This window comes from Bacillus sp. T2.9-1 (assembly GCF_950097965.1).
Lineage (GTDB): Bacteria > Bacillota > Bacilli > Bacillales > Cytobacillaceae > Niallia > Niallia hominis.
Genome location: NZ_CATNHG010000087.1, coordinates 16171 through 35726, shown reverse-complemented (window position 1 = coordinate 35726; position 19556 = coordinate 16171). Strand labels below are relative to the sequence as shown.

The 19556-nt window shown below is 34.1% G+C and carries 28 protein-coding genes, 2 pseudogenes and 1 other annotated feature; of the genes and pseudogenes, 5 read left to right on the top strand and 25 right to left on the bottom strand.

The features are described from left to right. Positions 1-4: 4 nt before the first annotated feature. The 3 genes and pseudogenes from QQZ16_RS10895 to QQZ16_RS10885 all read right to left on the bottom strand — a co-directional run bounded on the left by QQZ16_RS10895 (position 5) and on the right by QQZ16_RS10885 (position 1873). Positions 5-298 carry a hypothetical protein gene (locus QQZ16_RS10895; protein ID WP_284561351.1) on the bottom strand — a complete coding sequence of 98 codons (294 nt, stop codon included), beginning with the start codon at positions 296-298 and terminating at the stop codon, positions 5-7. A 106-nt stretch (positions 299-404) separates the two neighbouring features. Continuing rightward, positions 405-1107 (bottom strand): annotated as a pseudogene (locus QQZ16_RS10890) (class I SAM-dependent methyltransferase). Positions 1108-1213: 106 nt separating this feature from the next. Further along, on the bottom strand, positions 1214-1873 hold the full coding sequence (locus QQZ16_RS10885) for a Type 1 glutamine amidotransferase-like domain-containing protein (protein WP_048717832.1): 660 nt from the start codon (positions 1871-1873) through the stop codon (positions 1214-1216). A gap of 379 nt (positions 1874-2252) precedes the next feature. Between QQZ16_RS10885 and QQZ16_RS10880 the strand changes: the two genes are divergently transcribed. Continuing rightward, positions 2253-2399, top strand: a complete 147-nt coding sequence (locus tag QQZ16_RS10880) for a hypothetical protein (RefSeq protein WP_155986752.1) — start codon at positions 2253-2255, stop codon at positions 2397-2399. A gap of 106 nt (positions 2400-2505) precedes the next feature. On the opposite strand, the gene QQZ16_RS10875 is transcribed toward QQZ16_RS10880, so the two are convergent. The 3 genes from QQZ16_RS10875 to QQZ16_RS10865 are packed head-to-tail and all read right to left on the bottom strand — an operon-like array spanning position 2506 to position 3889. After that, the gene (locus QQZ16_RS10875; RefSeq protein WP_031537850.1) at positions 2506-3399 is read right to left on the bottom strand and encodes a DUF4367 domain-containing protein; all 894 of its coding nucleotides are present in this window, start codon (positions 3397-3399) and stop codon (positions 2506-2508) included. Further along, the gene (locus tag QQZ16_RS10870) at positions 3359-3712 is read right to left on the bottom strand and encodes a sigma factor-like helix-turn-helix DNA-binding protein (RefSeq protein ID WP_109769017.1); all 354 of its coding nucleotides are present in this window, start codon (positions 3710-3712) and stop codon (positions 3359-3361) included. Before QQZ16_RS10870 ends, QQZ16_RS10875 begins: the two co-directional genes overlap by 41 nt. A 15-nt stretch (positions 3713-3727) precedes the next feature. After that, positions 3728-3889, bottom strand: coding sequence for a sigma factor (locus tag QQZ16_RS10865; RefSeq protein ID WP_081836644.1), 162 nt, complete (start codon positions 3887-3889; stop codon positions 3728-3730). Positions 3890-4068: 179 nt separating this feature from the next. Between QQZ16_RS10865 and QQZ16_RS10860 the strand changes: the two genes are divergently transcribed. Together QQZ16_RS10860 and csaA are read left to right on the top strand one after the other, a co-directional pair. Next, a complete protein-coding gene (locus QQZ16_RS10860) occupies positions 4069-4845 on the top strand; it encodes a class I SAM-dependent methyltransferase (protein WP_031537847.1) in 777 nt (258 codons plus the stop codon). Positions 4846-4915: 70 nt separating this feature from the next. After that, complete coding sequence (csaA, locus tag QQZ16_RS10855) at positions 4916-5245, top strand: chaperone CsaA (RefSeq protein ID WP_031537846.1); 330 nt, start codon at positions 4916-4918, stop codon at positions 5243-5245. Positions 5246-5470: 225 nt separating this feature from the next. On the opposite strand, the gene QQZ16_RS10850 is transcribed toward csaA, so the two are convergent. From QQZ16_RS10850 to QQZ16_RS10835, 4 genes are read right to left on the bottom strand one after another with little or no spacing between them, the layout of a single operon-like run. Then, positions 5471-6175: a hypothetical protein gene (locus QQZ16_RS10850; RefSeq protein ID WP_081836643.1), complete on the bottom strand. Its 705-nt coding sequence runs from the start codon at positions 6173-6175 to the stop codon at positions 5471-5473. A 38-nt stretch (positions 6176-6213) separates the two neighbouring features. Continuing rightward, the gene (locus QQZ16_RS10845) at positions 6214-6687 is read right to left on the bottom strand and encodes a GNAT family N-acetyltransferase (protein ID WP_031537844.1); all 474 of its coding nucleotides are present in this window, start codon (positions 6685-6687) and stop codon (positions 6214-6216) included. Positions 6688-6711: 24 nt separating this feature from the next. Then, on the bottom strand, positions 6712-6939 hold the full coding sequence (locus QQZ16_RS10840; protein ID WP_031537843.1) for a hypothetical protein: 228 nt from the start codon (positions 6937-6939) through the stop codon (positions 6712-6714). Positions 6940-6959: 20 nt separating this feature from the next. Then, on the bottom strand, positions 6960-7130 hold the full coding sequence (locus QQZ16_RS10835; protein ID WP_031537842.1) for a hypothetical protein: 171 nt from the start codon (positions 7128-7130) through the stop codon (positions 6960-6962). 178 nt (positions 7131-7308) lie between these two features. Between QQZ16_RS10835 and QQZ16_RS10830 the strand changes: the two genes are divergently transcribed. Further along, complete coding sequence (locus QQZ16_RS10830; RefSeq protein ID WP_414630339.1) at positions 7309-7491, top strand: hypothetical protein; 183 nt, start codon at positions 7309-7311, stop codon at positions 7489-7491. A 120-nt stretch (positions 7492-7611) separates the two neighbouring features. Here the strand turns inward: QQZ16_RS10830 and QQZ16_RS10825 are convergent, their stop codons facing one another. From QQZ16_RS10825 to argS, 12 genes and pseudogenes are all read right to left on the bottom strand, one after another. Further along, positions 7612-8145, bottom strand: a complete 534-nt coding sequence (locus QQZ16_RS10825) for a dihydrofolate reductase family protein (protein WP_031537839.1) — start codon at positions 8143-8145, stop codon at positions 7612-7614. Positions 8146-8205: 60 nt separating this feature from the next. Continuing rightward, the gene (locus QQZ16_RS10820) at positions 8206-8661 is read right to left on the bottom strand and encodes a GNAT family N-acetyltransferase (RefSeq protein WP_031537838.1); all 456 of its coding nucleotides are present in this window, start codon (positions 8659-8661) and stop codon (positions 8206-8208) included. Positions 8662-8802: 141 nt separating this feature from the next. Next, on the bottom strand, positions 8803-8958 hold the full coding sequence (locus QQZ16_RS10815; protein WP_081836642.1) for a DUF3934 domain-containing protein: 156 nt from the start codon (positions 8956-8958) through the stop codon (positions 8803-8805). A 227-nt stretch (positions 8959-9185) separates the two neighbouring features. Next, positions 9186-9374 carry a hypothetical protein gene (locus QQZ16_RS10810; protein ID WP_031537835.1) on the bottom strand — a complete coding sequence of 63 codons (189 nt, stop codon included), beginning with the start codon at positions 9372-9374 and terminating at the stop codon, positions 9186-9188. A 120-nt stretch (positions 9375-9494) separates the two neighbouring features. Next, positions 9495-9824, bottom strand: a pseudogene (locus tag QQZ16_RS10805) (DUF2441 domain-containing protein); the annotation flags it as partial. 131 nt (positions 9825-9955) lie between these two features. Next, positions 9956-10249: an antibiotic biosynthesis monooxygenase family protein gene (locus tag QQZ16_RS10800; RefSeq protein WP_031537831.1), complete on the bottom strand. Its 294-nt coding sequence runs from the start codon at positions 10247-10249 to the stop codon at positions 9956-9958. 245 nt (positions 10250-10494) lie between these two features. Then, positions 10495-10929: a YfmQ family protein gene (locus QQZ16_RS10795; RefSeq protein WP_031537830.1), complete on the bottom strand. Its 435-nt coding sequence runs from the start codon at positions 10927-10929 to the stop codon at positions 10495-10497. A 167-nt stretch (positions 10930-11096) separates the two neighbouring features. Continuing rightward, entirely contained in the window at positions 11097-12533 is a 1437-nt protein-coding gene (gene pdxR / locus QQZ16_RS10790) for a MocR-like pyridoxine biosynthesis transcription factor PdxR (protein ID WP_031537829.1), read from the bottom strand. Positions 12534-12676: 143 nt separating this feature from the next. Further along, the gene (locus QQZ16_RS10785) at positions 12677-13603 is read right to left on the bottom strand and encodes a DUF2268 domain-containing putative Zn-dependent protease (protein ID WP_048717827.1); all 927 of its coding nucleotides are present in this window, start codon (positions 13601-13603) and stop codon (positions 12677-12679) included. 81 nt (positions 13604-13684) lie between these two features. Continuing rightward, complete coding sequence (locus QQZ16_RS10780; RefSeq protein WP_031537825.1) at positions 13685-14056, bottom strand: VOC family protein; 372 nt, start codon at positions 14054-14056, stop codon at positions 13685-13687. A gap of 218 nt (positions 14057-14274) precedes the next feature. After that, on the bottom strand, positions 14275-14943 hold the full coding sequence (locus QQZ16_RS10775; RefSeq protein WP_031537824.1) for a YcnI family copper-binding membrane protein: 669 nt from the start codon (positions 14941-14943) through the stop codon (positions 14275-14277). Between the two features lie 208 nt (positions 14944-15151). Beyond that, a complete protein-coding gene (gene argS / locus QQZ16_RS10770) occupies positions 15152-16828 on the bottom strand; it encodes an arginine--tRNA ligase (protein ID WP_031537823.1) in 1677 nt (558 codons plus the stop codon). Between the two features lie 52 nt (positions 16829-16880). Beyond that, positions 16881-17095: a binding site (T-box leader), on the bottom strand. A 122-nt stretch (positions 17096-17217) separates the two neighbouring features. On the opposite strand from argS, the gene QQZ16_RS10765 reads away from it, so the two are divergent. Further along, positions 17218-17511 (top strand): hypothetical protein, encoded by a 294-nt coding sequence (locus QQZ16_RS10765; RefSeq protein ID WP_031537821.1) that lies wholly within the window; start codon positions 17218-17220, stop codon positions 17509-17511. A 77-nt stretch (positions 17512-17588) separates the two neighbouring features. On the opposite strand, the gene QQZ16_RS10760 is transcribed toward QQZ16_RS10765, so the two are convergent. From QQZ16_RS10760 to QQZ16_RS10750, 3 genes are all read right to left on the bottom strand, one after another. Next, a complete protein-coding gene (locus QQZ16_RS10760; RefSeq protein WP_031537820.1) occupies positions 17589-18014 on the bottom strand; it encodes a hypothetical protein in 426 nt (141 codons plus the stop codon). A gap of 192 nt (positions 18015-18206) precedes the next feature. Further along, entirely contained in the window at positions 18207-18347 is a 141-nt protein-coding gene (locus QQZ16_RS10755; RefSeq protein ID WP_155986751.1) for a hypothetical protein, read from the bottom strand. A gap of 195 nt (positions 18348-18542) precedes the next feature. Beyond that, on the bottom strand, positions 18543-19400 hold the full coding sequence (locus QQZ16_RS10750; protein ID WP_031537817.1) for an AraC family transcriptional regulator: 858 nt from the start codon (positions 19398-19400) through the stop codon (positions 18543-18545). Positions 19401-19556: the final 156 nt, after the last annotated feature.

The following is a 19556-nucleotide window of genomic DNA, read 5'->3' as shown; positions in this document are numbered from 1 at the left end:
TAATTCACCCTCTTATTAAATCATTATCTTTAAATACTCCGGTTCCATTTTTACCTTTTGGCATATATTTTGTAAAAAAGGCTGCCATAATTAATAGAATAACATTGATTAGCCAAACGGTAAGCCCTGTATACTTTAACCAATAAGCTAATAAACTGAATATACTTATAAGAAAAAAGCAAATATGTGTTAAAGCACTTTTAATTCCCGTTATTCCTGTATTTTTCCTCTTTTTAATTACGATAATTAGCGAAGAAACAAGAACGGTTATTAATATTAGTGATAAAATAGTCTTCAACCAATAGCATGCTCATACCTTTTCTATTTGTTATCTATTTATACGTTTTAGAACGTAATTAAGTTTCACGCAAAAAAAGACAAGCCTTATCAACGATCAGAATTTATTATTTAATAGCTGGCTTTCTTACAATAAAAGTAACAGCATTTATTTTTAGCAATACTACCTTTTCATCACGGACAATTGTATATTCCAACGGTTTAACTACTTGGAACAACACTTCCCACCCTCTATAGATTCTACTTAGTGTATGTATCATATCTTCCGTTTTCTTATTTATTTCCATCATTGCATCTAACTTTTTATTCGTTGCCAGTTCGATTTCTTCTATCTCAGAATTAACAATCAAGCAGTTTATTCCATCATTTTTTGTTCCGACTGCCATCTGTTTCAATACATCTTCAAAAACCTCATCTGATTCGACGTGCTCCAAAGTGGACACAGCAACAATGAGATCAAATTCATTTTCATCGATTACATAATGGCCGATATCTGCCTTTCTCATTTCAATGATTCCTTCAACCTTATATTCTTTGCTATACCGTTTCAAATTTTCTAAAGTGGAATCTAATAGATCAACACAAATGACTTTCCCGTTCTTACCTTTAATTCTTGCGCAATGGGAATACTGTTTCTCCCAACAGCTGAACCTAAATCCAGTACCCGCCTATTTTCAGTATTAGGAAAAAATCTAAAACAACTTTTACCGGCTTATATAACCACGATCCTTCTTCAAACAACTTATATTTTTCATAAAAATAATCATTGTATTTCTTTTCTTCTTTTCGGAATAAATCTAATCTAGACACATATAGCCCTCCATTCTTCTAATAACTTTCTCCATATATAGCTAATATTCAGAGTAAAATCCGCCTCTAGTCTTTTATTTAAATCCTCCCGCAACATACTGATAATTCAGATTTCTTTTAAACCCATCTTCCCTAATTTATTTAAAGTGGCAATCTTTGGCTTACTTTTAGCTATTACACTTAAATCTCCCTCATTAAATACGACAGCAACACCATCAGGAAGTAGTATATAAGTTTGTTGATTTTTCTTTAAACAAGCTTCTATTAATAGATCATCTTTAGTGGAGTAATGGCACCATATTGAATAATTTGCAACTAAATTTAATCCTGCATATACATAAAACGAGTAATTTTCACCACAAGTATGTAAAATATTATTTCCAAGCACTATTGCCCCTGCACTTTGACCATATATTGTACCGCCGTTGTGAAAATATAAGCTTAGTAATTGATCAAAACCAGATTCCTTAAGATCATTTAATAAAGAAAGAGTGTTTCCTCCACCGATATAAACTGCTGAAAACTCGTTTAATTCTTCTATTGTTTTCCCATTGATATCTGTCCACATTGTTATATTATGGATTCCCAAAGGACGAAACATTTTCTCTATATAGACTAAACTAGATTCATATGTTCTTACTTTCGAGTCTCCTGCTATAGGTAGATATAATAACGGTTTGTCCTTATTGATCAATTGCACAAAATACTGATTAATTTCAAAGGTCTGTTTTAAATCTCCACCACCGGACAATATTATAATCCCCATAAATTTTGCTTCTCCTTAAAATAAATATGTTCTATCTTACAATGATAGTAATTAATTGATATATCTAAAAAATCTTTTTTATCTGATTCAATGTTAATTTCTAGTAACGGGAGAACAAATGAGCAGAGAAATACTGATTAACTAATTAAAAAAGTCGAAATCCAAAGATTTGGCTACAATAATGGAAAAACCATCTTCATTTCTTTATAAAAGCTAAACTTCTCGGCTTTTTTAACGGCTTTACAGAGATAGGAAAAATGGCAATTGTGAATGGAAGAATACACAACAAATAATATAATACCTGGAATCAAGCTTACTGTTACAAATCCAATTCATAATATTTAAATGAAGCCACATACTAAAAACGGAGGTGAAAAATATGAAAACGAAGGATAATTTTTTAGAAGGCGCTAAAATCACGGACGATGCTCATACATATGGGCCGACTAATGGGGGGAGTGAAAAACACCATTCTCCTCAATCTGTTCCAAATAAGGAAGCAGCTAAATCAGGCAAACAACAGTAATAGAACACAATCATCTATGGAAAAAGAAAGCATGATCAAGAATGATTATGCTTTCTTTTTCCATTGTTATCGTAGGAATAATTCGATCTTCCATTACACATATCTCTTACTTTTCAATCATTGACAGCAATACTTTTTCCATTTCTTCTTTAGACATTGTATCTGCAGTTAAGATGATTTTATATCCTTTTTCAGGTACTATTACCCTCATCCCAACAAACGGCCATTCATCACTAGGGGAAACATAATCCACCTGAAATCCATTTATAAAATAAGAATCAGGCTGTTCAAAAAAACCGGACTCTTCCATTTCTAAATCAGCTTTTTGATTTACATTTAGCTGTTGGGTTGAAATTCTAGACGCGCCATCGCTATATTCTAATGAAACAATCGGTTCTTCCCCTTCCTTATATATAGCAAAGCTTTCATCTACTTGTTTATATCCTTCTGGTAGATAAGTAGGTTTTATAATAGGAAAACTTGCGAATACCTGTGCTTCCTTAAGAGCAAATTTCTGTTCATAAGTACTTTGTAATTCTTTAATTTCATGTAGTCTTTTAGCTTCTTTGCTATCTGGCTGTCGATTTTCTTTATTTTTCTTTTTCCATGTCTCAGCCTGTTCTGTATACAATTGACTATACTGTTTGAATTCTTCGTTGGTTAAATTCTCCTTCGCTATTTGCATGCTGCGCTCAAAGAAATCTAATTCTCCTTGAGTTTCTTCGGGATATGCTTTCATTAGATTCTCTTTCGACCCAAATAGCTGACTAATGAAAGATTGTGCAGCATCTGCCATGTGCGAACCACCAAAAGCTAGACTCGCTCCAATTATCATTAACGAAGCTACAGATGCAAGTACCCACTTAGGGTAGTTTTTCTTTCGCTTTTCTTCTCTATCTAATTCCTGATCTATTTTTTCGAATGTTTCTTTTTTAAACTTTTCCAGATTCACTTCATGCTTAAAGTACATCTTTGCTAATCTTAATTCTTTTTCTTCCATTTCCATCCTCCTTCATTCTATTACTTAATAATTGACGACCTCTAGCAAGTCTAGATTTTACTGTGCCAACTTTAAGATATAAAACGTCTGCTATTTGCTGAATCGATAGCTCTTCAAAATAGAAAAGTGTAATAGGCAAACTATAAGGTTTCGGTAAATCATAGACAGCATTATGTATTTCTTCTTCCTGTACACTTCGGAGATAGGAGTCTTCACTGCTTTCTTGATTCATTTCCGGTAAAAAATCAGATATAACTTCTCGCCAAGATTTTCGAAACGAACTATTGCATTCATTTATTACAATTCTCGCCAGCCAAGAGAATGGCTCTTACTTATTCTTTAATTGATCCATCGAATAAAATGCCTTAACAAATGCTTCTTGTACTTGATCTTCTGCTTTTAACCAATCTTTCGTGTATGTATATGCAAGCCTAACAAGACGTTGCGTATACTGGTCTATCCATAACTCTAGAACTTCTTTCTTATCCAAGAATTAACCTCCTTATTCAATATCTAGTTGACGTCTTTCATATGTAAGATGTCTTTTCTTTAGGAAAGGTTCCCATTTTTTAAAAATAAAATCTCGCATCTATCATAATACTAATTCCCTTTATCAATATTTTCCATTATAATTCAACTTACAAATATATACATAGGGAGAGTGTAGAAATGGAATCTTTTCAAAATGGAAAAGACAATTGGAATGCGGATTTATATGATGATAAGCATTCGTTTGTTTCAAAATTTGGAAATAATTTAGTAGAGTTGTTAGATCCAAAGCCTGGCGAAACGATCCTCGATCTTGGCTGTGGAACGGGTGATTTAACGAATACCATCCATAATTTTGGTGCTGAGACTTTAGGTATCGATAAATCGGAAAATATGGTGAAGCAAGCATTCAATAAATATCCTCATTTAAAATTCTTGGTTCAAGATGCAACAAGCTTACATTTTCCTAGCGAATTTGATACAGTATTTTCTAATGCGACTCTGCATTGGGTACACCCTCCTGTCAAAGCATTAGAAGGAATCTATCAAAGTTTAAAAAAAGAAGGAAGATTTGTTGCCGAATTTGGTGGCAAAGGGAATGTTCAAATAATAACAGATGAAATAATACGTCAAATAAAAGGAGCAGGATTTCCGTTTAGCGAAGAACAATTCCCCTGGTTTTATCCAAGTATTGGGGAGTATTCACATTTAATGGAAAAAGTCGGATTTAGGGTTACCTTTGCGCAACACTATGATCGACCGACTCCATTAGATGGAGACAATGGCTTGAGGAATTGGATTACTATGTTTGGAGATCTTCTGTTTCATGGTATTTCTATAGATGCTAAGACCGAAATCATTTCAAAGGTTGAAGAAAATGTAAAAGATAGATTATATATAAAAGGAAAATGGATGGCAGACTATAAAAGGCTCCGAGTGATTGGTGTGAAAGAATAATAGGGAATCAATTAAAAAACAGATTTCATTTAAAGATAGACTAAAATAAAACGAAAATGGAGATGTATTCATGGCAACAATTGAAGACTTTTTAAAATTGGATATCCGTGTTGGCACTATTATAAAAGCAGAACTTTTTCCAGAAGCACGTAAGCCTGCTATAAAATTAGAAATTGACTTTGGAGAAATTGGCATTAAACATTCTTCTGCACAAATTACACAACGATATACACCAGAAGCACTTATTGGTAGCCAAGTAGTTGCAGTAGTAAACTTCCCAGCACGACGTATAGCTGGTTTTAAATCTGAAGTATTGGTAATTGGAGGTGTCCCGGAAGAAGGTGATGTGGTACTTTTAAAACCAGACGTGCATGTAAAAAATGGAACACCGATAGAGTGAAGATTCAAATAAAAATGGTAAAGACCGCTTGAACAAGTCGGTCTTCTTTTTACTGAATATACTGTTATTTCAATATACTTAAGGTAGATATTTGAATAGTTATACTAAATTTGCCCTTTCATAGAACTCAATCGGACCTGCTTCGTCAATAATGATAGATTCATAGCCCATTTCCTTCATCTCATTTAAACATAAATGCAGCAAAGTATATCCAATACCTTGTGCTCAATTAGAAAGAGCGACTCCCATTTGTCCAAATAATCCCTTTTTTCTTCCTACTACATCAAAGCAAGCAAAACCAATTATGCTTGTATTATCAAATGCAATAAAAATAGGAATTTCGTTCATAAATAAACCATTTTCGATTGCTTCCATCCATCCATTTCCAAATTCCATATTCACAAAGCGTTTTAATAAAGCAACATCTTTTCTTGTTGCTTTTCTATACGTAATCTTGCTTGATGGTGGATGTGGAAAAGAATACTCTTTTAATGAAACAGTCAAATTCCTTGGATAAGCAACTATTTCTAGGATACTAGCTATATCAAATGCTTCAAATATTGCACTTGTTAATTGGTCATTACTTTCCAATATCCCCTCAAACAAATGTCCTTCATTTATATAAATCTGCTTAAATCTATTCATTCGATTACTTGCAAACTCAAAAATATTTTTCGTAGAATGAGAAATATTTACTTGAAAATGTTCAAACGGAATTCCTTGTTCGTTTTCCCTTACACTTGGATTCTTTAATTGTTCCCTTACTTTAACTATAAGATCGGGACATGTATTATGTAATTCAGCACACACTCCTGTTTTTTCATGCAAAATACCAAATAACAGATGAATGGGGTACATAATCGTATTTGTCCAACTAGCTTGCTTTTCTGCTTGATGTAGAATTCTTAAAGATCTTTCTGTGAATTTCAATACCCTCTTCCCTCTCTCAATCGTTTCTTTTTCTATTTTTAAGAAAGCTTCTTTGATAAATCCATCATATTATCAAAGCCCAGCTGTTCATAAACCGTTCGTCCAGTAGAACTGGACCATAATCTTGCTCGTTTTGCGCCTTTTTGTTTTAGCCATAAACAAACTTCATCTACTAACTGAGAAGCTAAACCATTTTTCCGATATTCTTTCATCGTATATACCGCTATCACCCAACCAAAGAGACTTTGTTCTTCTGCAAGTGGAAAGGCATACTCTGTTCTAATTAAACCGCCTGCACAAGCAACAATCTTTTCATCGTCGTTATCTAAAGCAACTCTAAACATTAAATTGCCTAATTCAAATTCCTTTAGAAATATGTTTTTCACTTCTTCAATCCGCCGAAGATTTGGCTTTGGTATTCCATCTATTTCTCCCATTTCACAAGCCATTTTATACCAGTAGTCTGTCATAATACTCAGCTCGTCATAAGTAGCCCATCTTGTTTCAAACATAGTTAACCTCCTAATTAATATTATTTATAAAAGGAATAGGAATAATCCAATAATGGCAATTACCAAATAACATATGGTTCCGATAGTTTTCACTTTACGATTCACATCTGTTTTTTTCTCTAAATTATGTGTATAGTCATACATAACCCATAAAGAAATTAACGGAATAATTCCTACCAAATAATTATCTATATGAATGATTATATACACTGCCACTATTGCAAATGCACTATTATATAATATCGTTCTCAATCTCTTCCCTCCTAAATTATCTACTGCTTCGTATTAAAGCATTTTTCACAAATTAATTTCCCTTCATAATGTATATAAGCTTTTATTTCCGTCATCCCTTTTCGCTTTGGATAGAGCATTTTCACAAAAACAACTTCATTCCCTTTAATATGTTTGCCACAATAGGAACATTGGGGTTTTAGTTTAAACATCGCTGTTCCTCCCTATATAATTTATCTACTATTTACTACGGACAATAGCTATTAAAAGTTCCGTTTATCCCCATTTAGACTAAGCTCAAATGAAAAATGCAGACACATATGTTACATTTAAGTTATTAGAATTCAAATTATTCAATCAATGAAAATTTCTGTAGGAGGTGATTATATATTGCTTTTACTAATAGCAATCGTATCGATCGTTATATGGAGTACGCTATCTCGAGAACTTGTAAAAACTTCAGAGGAGAAGAATAAATTAAAAAACAAGCGTAAAGTCATAACTTTAATGTCTGCAGGTACCTTATCAACCATTATTCTGACTATTTCCCTTTTTCAAAATTTCCAATCTTAAAATCCGATTTACATTTTTCACAGAACTTCCTTTGCATTGGTGGAGGTTCTTTTTGTGTCCAACTATAGAAAAAAGCATTACCACTTATTGCAGCAATGCTTTAATTAGCCATTTTATAAATTATTCTTTTACTACGTAATGAAGCTCTACAAACTGATTAAAGGTTCTTAATCTTTTCAAAGAAAGGTCTAATTGATAATTCCCCTCTTTAAATAACGGAAGGCCATTGCCTAGAATAGTTGGAGCTATTGTTACAATGATTTCATCAATCAATTTTTCTTTCATAAAAGAATATAATAGTTCTCCTCCACCAACAATCCAAATCGATTTTCCCTCTTCGCTTTTTAGCTTATCAGCAAATTTAGTGACATCTTCATTAACAAATTTCACATACTCTGTATCCTCAATAGAAGACTTTGTATATACATAACAGTTTTTGTTTTTATATGGAAATTCCCCTCCTTCTTGGTTCATAATCCAATCATAAGTCCTTTTACCAAGCAAAATGGTATCCACAGTTTCATAAAACTCGCTAATTCCGTTATCCCCTTCCCCTTCTACTTTGAATAGCCATTCAAGAGAGTCGTCTTTCGTCGCAATATATCCATCTAAGCTTGAGGCAATAAATAATACTAATTTTCTTTTTTCACTCATAAGTTCTCCTTTTTTAAATTATCAATTATTCAATAATAACGATTTTCATAAATAGTAGAATTAAATGTCTTTTTCCATCAAAACATTCGTAGTCTCATACCCTACTTTCTCATATAATCCTCGGGCTACTAGATTATGACCAAAAACATGGAGACCTATTTTTTTCAATCCGACCTCCTGCCCAACCATCTCTATTTGCTTTAGTGCTTCTTTGGCATAGCCATTCCCTTGGTATTTTTCTCTTATATGTATATCATAGATAAACCCTAGTTTTTCAGACTTTTGTGCGAGCCAAATAACGCCAACTGACTCGTCATCCTTTCGAATCGTGTATAAGAAATTCCGCTCCGTCTTTTCTCCTTGCGGCAAAAGTTTTGCATATTCCTCTTCCGCTTTTCTTATGGATTCTTCCTGCTTCCAATTTCCTGACAAAACTTTTTCTTGTGCATAGGTTTTAATTGCAGAAGATAGATATGTTTTATATTCATCAGAATTCATTAAATCTAATTTAATCATTGCTTATCACTCCCCCTTCACTTTTTATTCTAGTTTTTAACAATCGATTCCTGCTTTACCTAGCTTGGAAAAAATTTAAATAAGGAAAAAGCGATCCTTCCTCATGAAAGAATCGCTCCGTCTGTTATATAGCAACAGAAACTATTTTTCCGATGTCTCTGTATTTTTGCGATTTTTAACACCTTTACTCGTGTAAGGCTTGTTACTCTTTTTTTTGTTTGCACTAGGTTGCCAGCGATTCCAACCCTTCTTATCTGTTCCTCTGCCTGTTCCGCCCTTACCTTTTGCTTTACTCATAGAATCAACTCCGATTTTCTTGTCCATTTACGTATCTATCATTAGTTAGTCTTATCCTTTTATTATGGTAAAAAAACATACATAATGAACTATAAGTATATAACAAGGAGTTAATGTTTGAAACAATTAATAATTTTTGTATACGATAATAAACTATTTTTTCTTCCACCAACCATAACATATTACAAAAGAAGCACTATTCTTTCTTAGATTAAGCACTCGTTCCTTTATACTTCACTATTGTTTTTCTTTCCAGCAACTACAACCCTATATACATCATAAGCAGTAAACACAACCACTATTCCCCAAAAATAGATACTGCTACCAATCGAATTATCACTAAATAAGACAATAAGGACGACAATCCAAAAACCGACCAATGAAACTATTCTGTTAACCATTTCAGATTTAAACATTTTTTTCACACCTTTTTGATCATTATGAATGCTTATATTAGCTGCTATTCGCCTTATATTTTATAAGTTTGTTGAACAAATAGGTTTCAAAATGTTTGTTCAAATTTTCATTATCCACTTTTAATTAAATTTGCCAATTGTAAAATCATGAATAATCTCGACCACTTCAATTTTTCCATTGATCAAAAGCTCAGGTAGCTCATTTTTCTCGTTTCCTTTCCAATATTGCCGAGCCTGTTCTATTTTTTTGTGGAAAGGTGCAGCCTCTATAGTTGGCAATAGTTCTCCATCTCCTTCAAAATAATTCCCCATCACAAGAAGCTTAACAATCTGTAATACATTGCGGTTATAGGAATCAAATAATGCTTTCCATTTTAGAACCTCATCATAACTTTTCGCAGCATATAAACAAGCCAGCCTGGAAGGATAATCTGGATATTCCTGTGTTTTACTTCTATTTATAGACAAGTAATAACTACTATAACTATTCCAATCGATATGATAAATACCATATATACACTGCTTTTTTCTTTATATTATTTTACTCATCTACTATATGCTAAAAAGAAATGTATATCCCCTCAAAGGACAACCTTTGTAAAATGTTCAACTATTGGAAAGGGATCATAAAAATGATGTAGCTGCTTTTTCCAATCCTGATATTCATTCGATTGTCTAAAGCCAACAGTATGGTCTTCTAATGTTTCCCATTGAACAAGCAGCAAATATTTCCCCTTTGCTTCCATACATTTCTGTAATTCATGGGAGATATATCCATTCATCGAAGAAATAATTTTTGATGCCTCGAGAAATGCTTCTTCATATTTTGACTCCATGCCTTCCTTAACTTGTAACATCACAGCTTCTAGTATCATATATTTCTCCCTATTTTCTTTATTTAAATTATTGGATAAAACACTTATTTTTTTCGAATCACTTGCTGATTAAATTCCGTATTCCTACACTTCTTTTTCGTGTTTTTCTGTTCATTAGAGATAATTGATAAATAAACAATTCAACATTTATTGCCAATTTCCTTTTTCTTCCTTGCCTCTTACATCACCTTTCAAAAAAAACGCATAAAAAAACTACCAAACTGGTAGTTATAATCTTGTAACAATCAAATTCTATTTTTTAAAACATCTAAATGAAGAGGATAGGTGCTATATGCGACTATTTTATTTTTGTATTTTTTCACAATATCTACATGATCGTGATAACTATTTAAGAATAATTTTATATTCTTATTTCCTTTTTTCGTATGAATAATGAGGGAATACTCAGCATTATTTGGTTTGAGGTATGTTTCTTCACTTCCTGGATAGAGACTATATTTTTCCCTGACAATCGCTTCATTAAATAGTTTTATTATCGTCTCTTTATTCTCCCCATCTACCTTCCTCTCGTTGTAGATAATTTCCGTCTCCAAATCATTAAGTTTTAAATGCATCTTATATTTATCCAAAAGCCAATCTACCACTCCAGTTGGTAAGCACGTCATTAAAACTTTTATCATACAAAATAGGGCTAATGCTATGATAGAAATCCAGGTCATTCTCATTCACTCCATACTTATTCAATTAACATTTCTACGATATTAATAGTACTAAATTTCTCATTCACATTGACCATCCAATTATTATATAAATTGACCATCCACTTTCAATTTATGCTGACTTCTCTATAAAAAAAGATGCAAAGTTGTTTTGCATCTCATCTGTATTATTCTCTACTGGACTTTATTGCTTCTGCAAATCTTCTTATCCCCTCTTCAATATTGGTTTCTTTTTCTTTCGCATAAGTAAATCGAACATAATGAGAGTTGGAACCCATAGTGGAGCCAGGTGCATAAATAACCCCATTTTTTAAAGACTCCTCCAATAAACGGTTTTCGTTGACTTCATTTTTTATTTTACACCACAAATGAATCCCGCCATTTGGAATGATGAATTCTACTTCTCCTTTTAAATAGGTATCTAAGCTTTCGATGATTTGATTTCTTCTACTTTCAAGTTGTTTAATTAAATGATTTAAATGGGATGCAAACGAAGGCGATTCTAGAAAATCGTTTGCTATCCATTGGGAATAACTCGAATGTCCAAAATCAACCTGTTGCTTAGCATCGGATAATCTTTCAATCACTGGCTTTGGACCAATAATCCAGCCAATTCGAAGTCCAGAAGCAACAATTTTAGAGAGCGAGCTAATATATAACACATTTCCATTTTCATCCATCGATTTCAGCGGAAAGACCGGTTTTCCAGAAAAAGAGGTTAAACTATATGGATCATCCTCTACTACTGGTATGCCATATAGGGAAGAAATTTCTAAAATCTCCTTCCTCCTTTTTTGACTGAGGGAAATGCCAGTTGGGTTTTGGAAAGCTGGGTTTAGAAATATCATTCTAATCCTGTGCTTTCTATGTAACGAGATTAAATCATCAGGTTTTATGCCATTTTCATCTGCTGTCAAAAAATAGCTTTTAACTCCTGCTGATTCAAATAATGGCAGACTATAATGATAAGAGGGATCCTCAATCGCTACCGCATCCCCGGGTTTAAGCAAACATTGAATGATTAAATGCAATGCTTGTTGGGCTCCCGACGTTATCAAGATAGAAGACGGATTCGTATGCAAACCTCGAAATTCCTCCATATGATGGGCAATGGTCTTTCTTAGCACCTCGCTACCTTGTGGATGATCATAGCCTAATGACCCAATATAGGAGCGATCAGAAGTAATTTCCCGTAGCGATTTTAAAGGAAAAAGATCCTCTGAAAGCTCCCCACTAGCTAAATTGATCAAATGATGATCCACCATCTCTTTTCGTATCCGTTGCATGACAGGTACATTAGGCAGAAAAGATCCAGCTTCAATATAGCGATTCCAGCTAGGCACACGCTTTTTGGTTATTCCCCATATATCCTTACTGATTGTTGTTCCACTGCCGCGTTTTCTTTCAATTAATCCATTTGACTCTAACTCATCATAGGCTGCAACTACTGTACTTCTATTCAATTCTAGCAATTTTGCTAAAGTTCTTTCAGATGGCAACGGCTTGTCTAAAAGAAAAGATCCATCTGCGATACCATTTTCAATAAACTCAGCTAGTTGCTTATAAATTGCTTTTTTTATTTGTCGATCAGGTTTCCACTCCATTGTCTCCACACTTCTTTACCACAAATTGCATCCATATAGGACTGCTATCTAAATTATATTGTTTTCCATTATAACTTAATATTCTCCCTTTAAACAGCTATAGTGCTTTCCTTTTTTCCTATAGAATATTTCACTACTTTTTACTAATATAGCTCAATATATTTTCCATCCTCATAAATCTCTTCTCCAGATACCTCTGTCCATTCTTCGGGGGTAAGACTTGTATGCGAGTCTAAATAAGCTTTTACTAAATGATATCCCGCGTTATACCCATAATTCTCAGGAAGTTCGTCCCCTCCATAGATTATTTCATAGGCACGGTATCCATCATAAAAATTCAATTCAGGCTCTACTAGTTCCCAATATTCTGTTAAGAAAGGATAGCTTGGATCTTCATACGAATTACCAGGATAAACAATGTTTTCAAACATCACTGCTTTTCCTTCTAAAACTAAAATATCCAATACTGTATCAGAGCTTTCTCTATTAAAATACTTTTCCGTCCAAACACTATGATGGTATTCATGTGCTATTCCAACCTTCAAAAATTCTTCATCAAAAAATAACGTGTAAAGAACACTGATTTTCCCTGTTCCTTCGGTTACCATTTGTGGCAAATCAGGATCGTATGGAGTTGGATAAATGCATACATCTGTAGCTTTGTTTGATGGAATATAATTAGCGGATTCTATTAATGCTTCTTTAATTGCATTATTTATTTTTTCCTCATCCATTGTATTTATAATCGCGTTAACAAGTTCCATGTCTTCTGGAGGCTCGACTGAATATGTTTTCCCACTTCTTTCAAAGTATTCCCCATCCTGGTAGCATGCTTCAAAAACCGGTTCAATTACTTCTTCTTCAAATATTTGCTCTTTTGGAATAGTAGAATCCTTTTCTATCCTCTTTTCATAGTTGTCATATAGCTTATAAACATGAATAATATTAAATTCTTGATTTGTTTCAGGATGATTGTACGAATAAATCAACGTTTCATCTAAAGTTTTTTGATCAAATGATATCAGCACTGTACAAAAAAGTAAAACGATAAAAACACCAAATAAACGCATAAAATATCTCCTCAATAATTACAAAGTCCAACAGATAGTAAATAGGTTTTTTAGGTAAAAATATGGGGAATTATTTTAATCTTACCAGTGTACTTGGAGCTTATTTCCATTTGGGTCATAAAAGTGGAAAAAGGTGTGACCATTATCTTCTTTTATATCCTCCACCTTAACTTGATTATTAATTAAGTGTTGATGAAATTTAGATAATTCTGGACTTGTAAAACCAATGCTAAATTCTTGTTTATTATCAATTGTAAAATGTGCAAATGTTTCATCCTCAGTAGGAACTAAGATAAGTAAAAAAGGTCCTTCATTCACTTTTATAATGGCAAGTTCCTCTGTATTGTTTAGCAACTGCAGCCCTAGTACATCTCTATACCATTTTGCAGACAGTTCTAAATCTTTTACAGGAATTCGAATATAATGGACTTGTTCAATAAATGATTTACTCATAGCCTTCTCCCCTTTATTTAATCCGGTATATCTATATTCCCTTTCTATATCCCTATTTCCTTCCGATAATTGAATTAAATTAACCCTATCTTTATCGGAATGTTACCGGTGAAAGAACAACCGTTTGAAAAATTCAATAAACATTATTCATTTACAAACAAAAAAGTCCATTCCTTAGAAGCTAATCTATTCCTTAGGAAATGAACTTTTTTATCTTATTATTTTTTTCTAATAAAAGTCAATCCAATCGCTACAACTGATAAAACAATCGCGATAATGGAAAGAATCATATTTACATTCGTACCTTCATGTGCATGCTCGGTATCCTCGTCTGAAGCATGATGATCATCTGCTGTGTCATCTGTTGCTTCATCCGTTCCATGGCTATGTCCATGACTATCAACCGTTTCATTGGATTGAGCAATACTTGTAATAGAATGAGGTAATTCAGAATCACTGTCTCCTGTCCACTCGACAATGCTGCCATCTGCATAGTATTGGAATGCATCCCAGGCAATATCGCCAGGCTCTTTAGGATTTTGTGCTCTAAAGGTGAAGTCGCGGTATTGACCAGCTTTAATTGCCGTATCTTCTGATTCCGCTTCCCAAGTAACTGTAGCAACTTTCCCATTATCATCTGTTGTTGTAGTCGTCTTCCAGCCATCCACTGGTGCATACATTTTGAATTCCACATTTTCCGGAATCTTGATTGTAACTTTGGTTGTATCCACATTTTTTTCAACCGGTATTCTTACTTGATATGTTTCCCAAGCCTCTGTAGTTGATTGAGAAGGATTTACTGTCACATGAGCATTCACTGGTAATGCAATGAAAAAGACAGCTGCAAAAGCAACTAGTACCGATAATAATTTCTTGTTATGTATCATTTTTAAATCTCCTTTACTTTTTTACTGATTCCATAAAGAGAGGTTAACACTATCTCTCACGTGTTAACCTCCTTCATCATAACAAATCAAGTAACTTCATTCAAAGATAAAATAGCTGTTTTTGTGTCTATTCTGTGAACGTTTTATATCAAATGTATTTTTAACGAGCTATATCCTATTTTCGCCAAAATAAATCCTTTTTAATCTTCTACATCGCTTCAGGAGCGGATATACCTAGCAATCTTAATCCTTCTTTTAAAACAAGTGTTACTGCGTATACCAATGATAGTCTCGCTTGTTTCTCATCGTTTTCTTCCAAGATTTGAACATGTGCGTAGTATTTATTAAATGCTTTCGCTAAGTCGATAACATACTTGGCGATTTCAGAAGGATCATAATGCTCCATTGCTCTTTCCACACTTGTTGGAAAGTACATTAAACTCTTCACAATTGGAAAACTTCCATGATCCCACTGTAAGGCAGTAATGTTAGCTGGTTGGAAAAATTGTCCTTTCCGTAATAAGGAACACGCTCTTGCATGTGTATATTGGATATATGGTCCTGTTTCTCCTTCAAATTTAAGCATATCCTCTAAGGAAAATTCTATATCTGTTAACCGATAGTGCTTTAAATCATGAAAAATGATTGCCCCAGTTCCAACTTGCTTTGCTACTTCTTCTTTCTTTTTTAGAGAGGGGTTTTTTTCTTCGATATTTTTCTCTGCCAACTCGATTGCTGCTTGAAGTACCTCCTCTAATAGCACCACTTTCCCTTTTCTTGTAGACATTTTCTTGCCTTCTTTCAGCATCATACCAAATGGAATATGAGCCATTCCTTTTGCCCAATCATAACCCATTTTTTCTAATACTTGAAATAACTGCTTAAAATGGAGAGTTTGTTCATTGCCTACCACATATAAGCTTTTCTTAAAATGGTAACTTTCCTGGCGATAGATCGCTACCGCTAGATCCCGTGTTGCATAAAGAGTTGCTCCGTCGCTCTTTTTGATTAAGCATGGCGGGAAGTCTTCAAGCTCTACCACCTGTGCCCCTTTTGATTCGACTAAAAGCTGCTTCTCCTTTAATAACTTGACAACAGCTTCCATCTTGTCGTTAAAAAAAGCTTCTCCATCGTTTGAATCGAATGTTATTCCTAATAGTTGATAGATTTTATTAAACTCTTTTAACGATTCCTTTCGAAACCATTTCCAAAGTATTGTCGCTTCTTCATTTCCCTGCTCCAAATAGTTAAACCATTTTCTCCCTTCCTCATTTAAGGCAGGATCTTCCTCGGCTTTCTCATGGAACAGAACATATAGCTTTAATAATTCTTTAATGGGATTTTTCCTTACTTCCCCTTCTATTCCCCATTTTTTATAGGCAACAATTAATTTCCCAAACTGTGTCCCCCAATCACCAAGATGATTAATGCGAATGGGGGTATAGCCATTTTTCTCTGCAATAAGTCCAATGGCATTCCCGATAACCGTTGAACGCAAATGCCCCATTGAAAATGGTTTGGCAATATTAGGAGAAGACAAATCAATTGTCATTACTCCTTTATCTTGCTGGATATCGCCATAATGCTCCTTTTGTTCAAGTATTTCCCCAATTACTTTAGAGGAAAGCAATTGCTGATTTAAATAAATATTAACATAGCCGCCAACAACTTCAACATGAGCAATTAGTGGAGACTCGATTTTTCCGGCAATCTCTGCAGCAATGAGCTGCGGTGCTTTCCGCATTGATTTCGAAAGGGTAAAGCATGGAAAAGCCAAATCTCCTAAATGAGCAAATTTCGGTTTTTCCAATAGTTGTTCAATCATTTCCTTTGTTAAATCTAAATATGGTTCTAATACGTTTGCTATTTCTGATTTGATGTCCATCTATTCTTCTCCTTTTTAAAGATAAAATAAAAAAGCCCCCACCTCTTCCAAACGAAGAGGCGAGAGCTTAAATTCCCGCGGTACCACTCTAATTGCTATTTCCATAACCACTTAAATCAGTTAACGGCCTGTCACCGATCATTCCTACTTCCATTTTCAGAATGATATCTCCAAAGTGCGTTTCACTAATTGTTCTACATTAGGCTTCCACCATCCCTAATTCGCTATCGCTTTCCAATTAGCTAGTCTCTTTTTCAACGACTTTCCATATTTTTTCTTATTATACACACACTCTCCGGAAGAATCCAACACTTTTTTGCTTTTTAAAAAAATCTGGCAAGCGCCAATCATTTCCATTTACATATAGTATGGAGGGAGGTGAAACGATAATGAATTTTCAAAATAGAGCTTTTGGTGGACATATAGGTGCAGTTGGTCCAGTTGGAGCTGGTGGATTTGCAGGTGTTGGCCATGGTGCTGTAGGAGTTGGAGCTATTCCTCTTGGTGCAGTTACGCCAGCAGCTGGCTTTACTGCAGGGAACCCACTAATTATTACTCCTTTCCATCATGTTCCTACTACTCATCAACAGCATTGGAATTATGGTCAAACTTTTCCCTCTTACTCTCAACCATATGGCTATAATCCAGCTTATTCTACTTACGGAAATTACCCATTTTATTAACTTAATGAAAAAGGCAACAACTAGACTCCCTTTAAAATCATAGGAATCTGGTTGCTGCTTATTTCAACTTTGAGCTATTATTCTGCAATAGTAACTTTTTTGTTTTTTCGCCAGCCGAGGAAGGTTACTACTAATCCCCCAAGTGAAAGGATTATACCAATAATGTATCCTACTAAACTTGCAGTACTTACATTATCCCCGTTTGGTGCACCGCCTCTTTCTTCCATCCCATTAAACGGCGTCATACCATTTTGATTATCCATTGAGAATCCATTGTCCTCTGTCGTATTGCTATTAGTATCTGAATCTGCATTTGTGTCTGTATTTGTGTCTGTATTTGTATTTGCAGATGCAGTTGCATTAGTCGGCGCTTGACCTTGGCCCATCATGCCTATTCTCTCAGAAGGTTCTTCTCTATTTACATATGATACAACTCCAATTGTTGATTGAACCAATAAGAATACCATCGCAAGGATCGCGATCCAATTTTGTATTTTCTTCACTTTCATCTCTCCTATCTGTAATGTATTTTTATTATGCTAGAGTTGGCTTAATTTTTTCTTAAATTTTTTTAATAGATGGAAAGATAAGAAGTATTTTTCTATCATTCTCTGAAGAATCGCGTTTGTTGTAATTATGAACGCTATTATTTCATAGCATTCTTTGAGAAATGGTTTTCATTTTGAATATGAACGCTACTTTTTCTCTCTTTCTTTTGAAAAATGGTTCTCATCTTGTTTACGAACACACTTTTCTCTTCCTCTTTCTGAAAAATGGTTCTCATCTCGTTTATGAACACCACTTTTCTCTTCTTTCTTTTGAAAAACGGTTTTCATCTCGTTTATGAACACCACTTTTCTCTACTTCCCTTTGAAAAATGGTTCTCATCTCGTTTATGAACGCCACTTTTCTCTTCCTCTCTCCAAAAATGGTTTTCATTCCATTTATGAACACTGCTTTTCCCCAATAAAAAAACCGATGGAAGCTGACTTTATGCTTACCTACTAGCATTGTCATTCCATCGGTTTTTTTTATTTAACTGGAATCCATATTTCCGAATAGCAATCTTCGCTGGACGGATCATCTTCTGTGTAGCGTTCAAAAGAGATGAATCCTCCCTGTTTATAGCTGGTAGTTGGCATCCATTCCGAATAAATCTGTTTCCACACTTTCTGTATACTATGGGGCATTGGTCCATGTACTTCAAAAACTGCCCACTTAGATGCTGGAATGATAAGCTGGTCATATTTTGCTGATTTTTCTTCTGTAGCAACCGCTATCCAGTAATCCATGTCTTTCCCTGCAACTTCTGTTTGGTCTACACAAACACCAAGAACACCTGGTACTTCACCTACTGATAACATTAATAGTTCGTTTACTGTTCCCTCATTATTTACCTCTTCCCAAAGCTTAGGGATTTCACGAAGATTTTCATCTTCTTTAATTGAATAAGACTTTTTCAAACCTACAATAGTAAATGCTTCTTTCTCTACAATTTTTACCTTCATTGGTTCTGCCCCTTTCAGCTGTACTTGAATGACGAGTGGGTTATATATTTTCAGGCTGCCAACTCCTCTTCTCGTTTCACTCGGCGTAACACCATGCTGCCTGCGATATGCTTTTGTAAAAGCTTCAGGTGTTTCATATCCATATTTAAAAGCGATATCAATAATCTTTTCCCTTGAGTGAAGCAAGCTTTGCCCAGCTATTGTCAGCCGCCTTCTTCTTATATACTCCCCTACTGGTATTTCAGTAAGGATGGCGAATGTGCGTTGAAAGTGAAAAGCAGAAACATTCGCAACACGCGCAATTTCTTCTATCTCAAGCTTTTCTTCTAAATTTTTTTCGATATAGTTCAATGCTTTTTGTAATCCTTCCAACCATGACACCTTTCTCACATCCTTGGTACTATCATATAGTTATTATTAATCGTTTTCCGGTTCATTTCTGCTTTCTTTTGACAGATATACGATTTGTTTTCTGATTGTCAAAATGACGGATTAAATAGAGAATCGACCGCCCTAAATAAATACAAAATAAAGTAC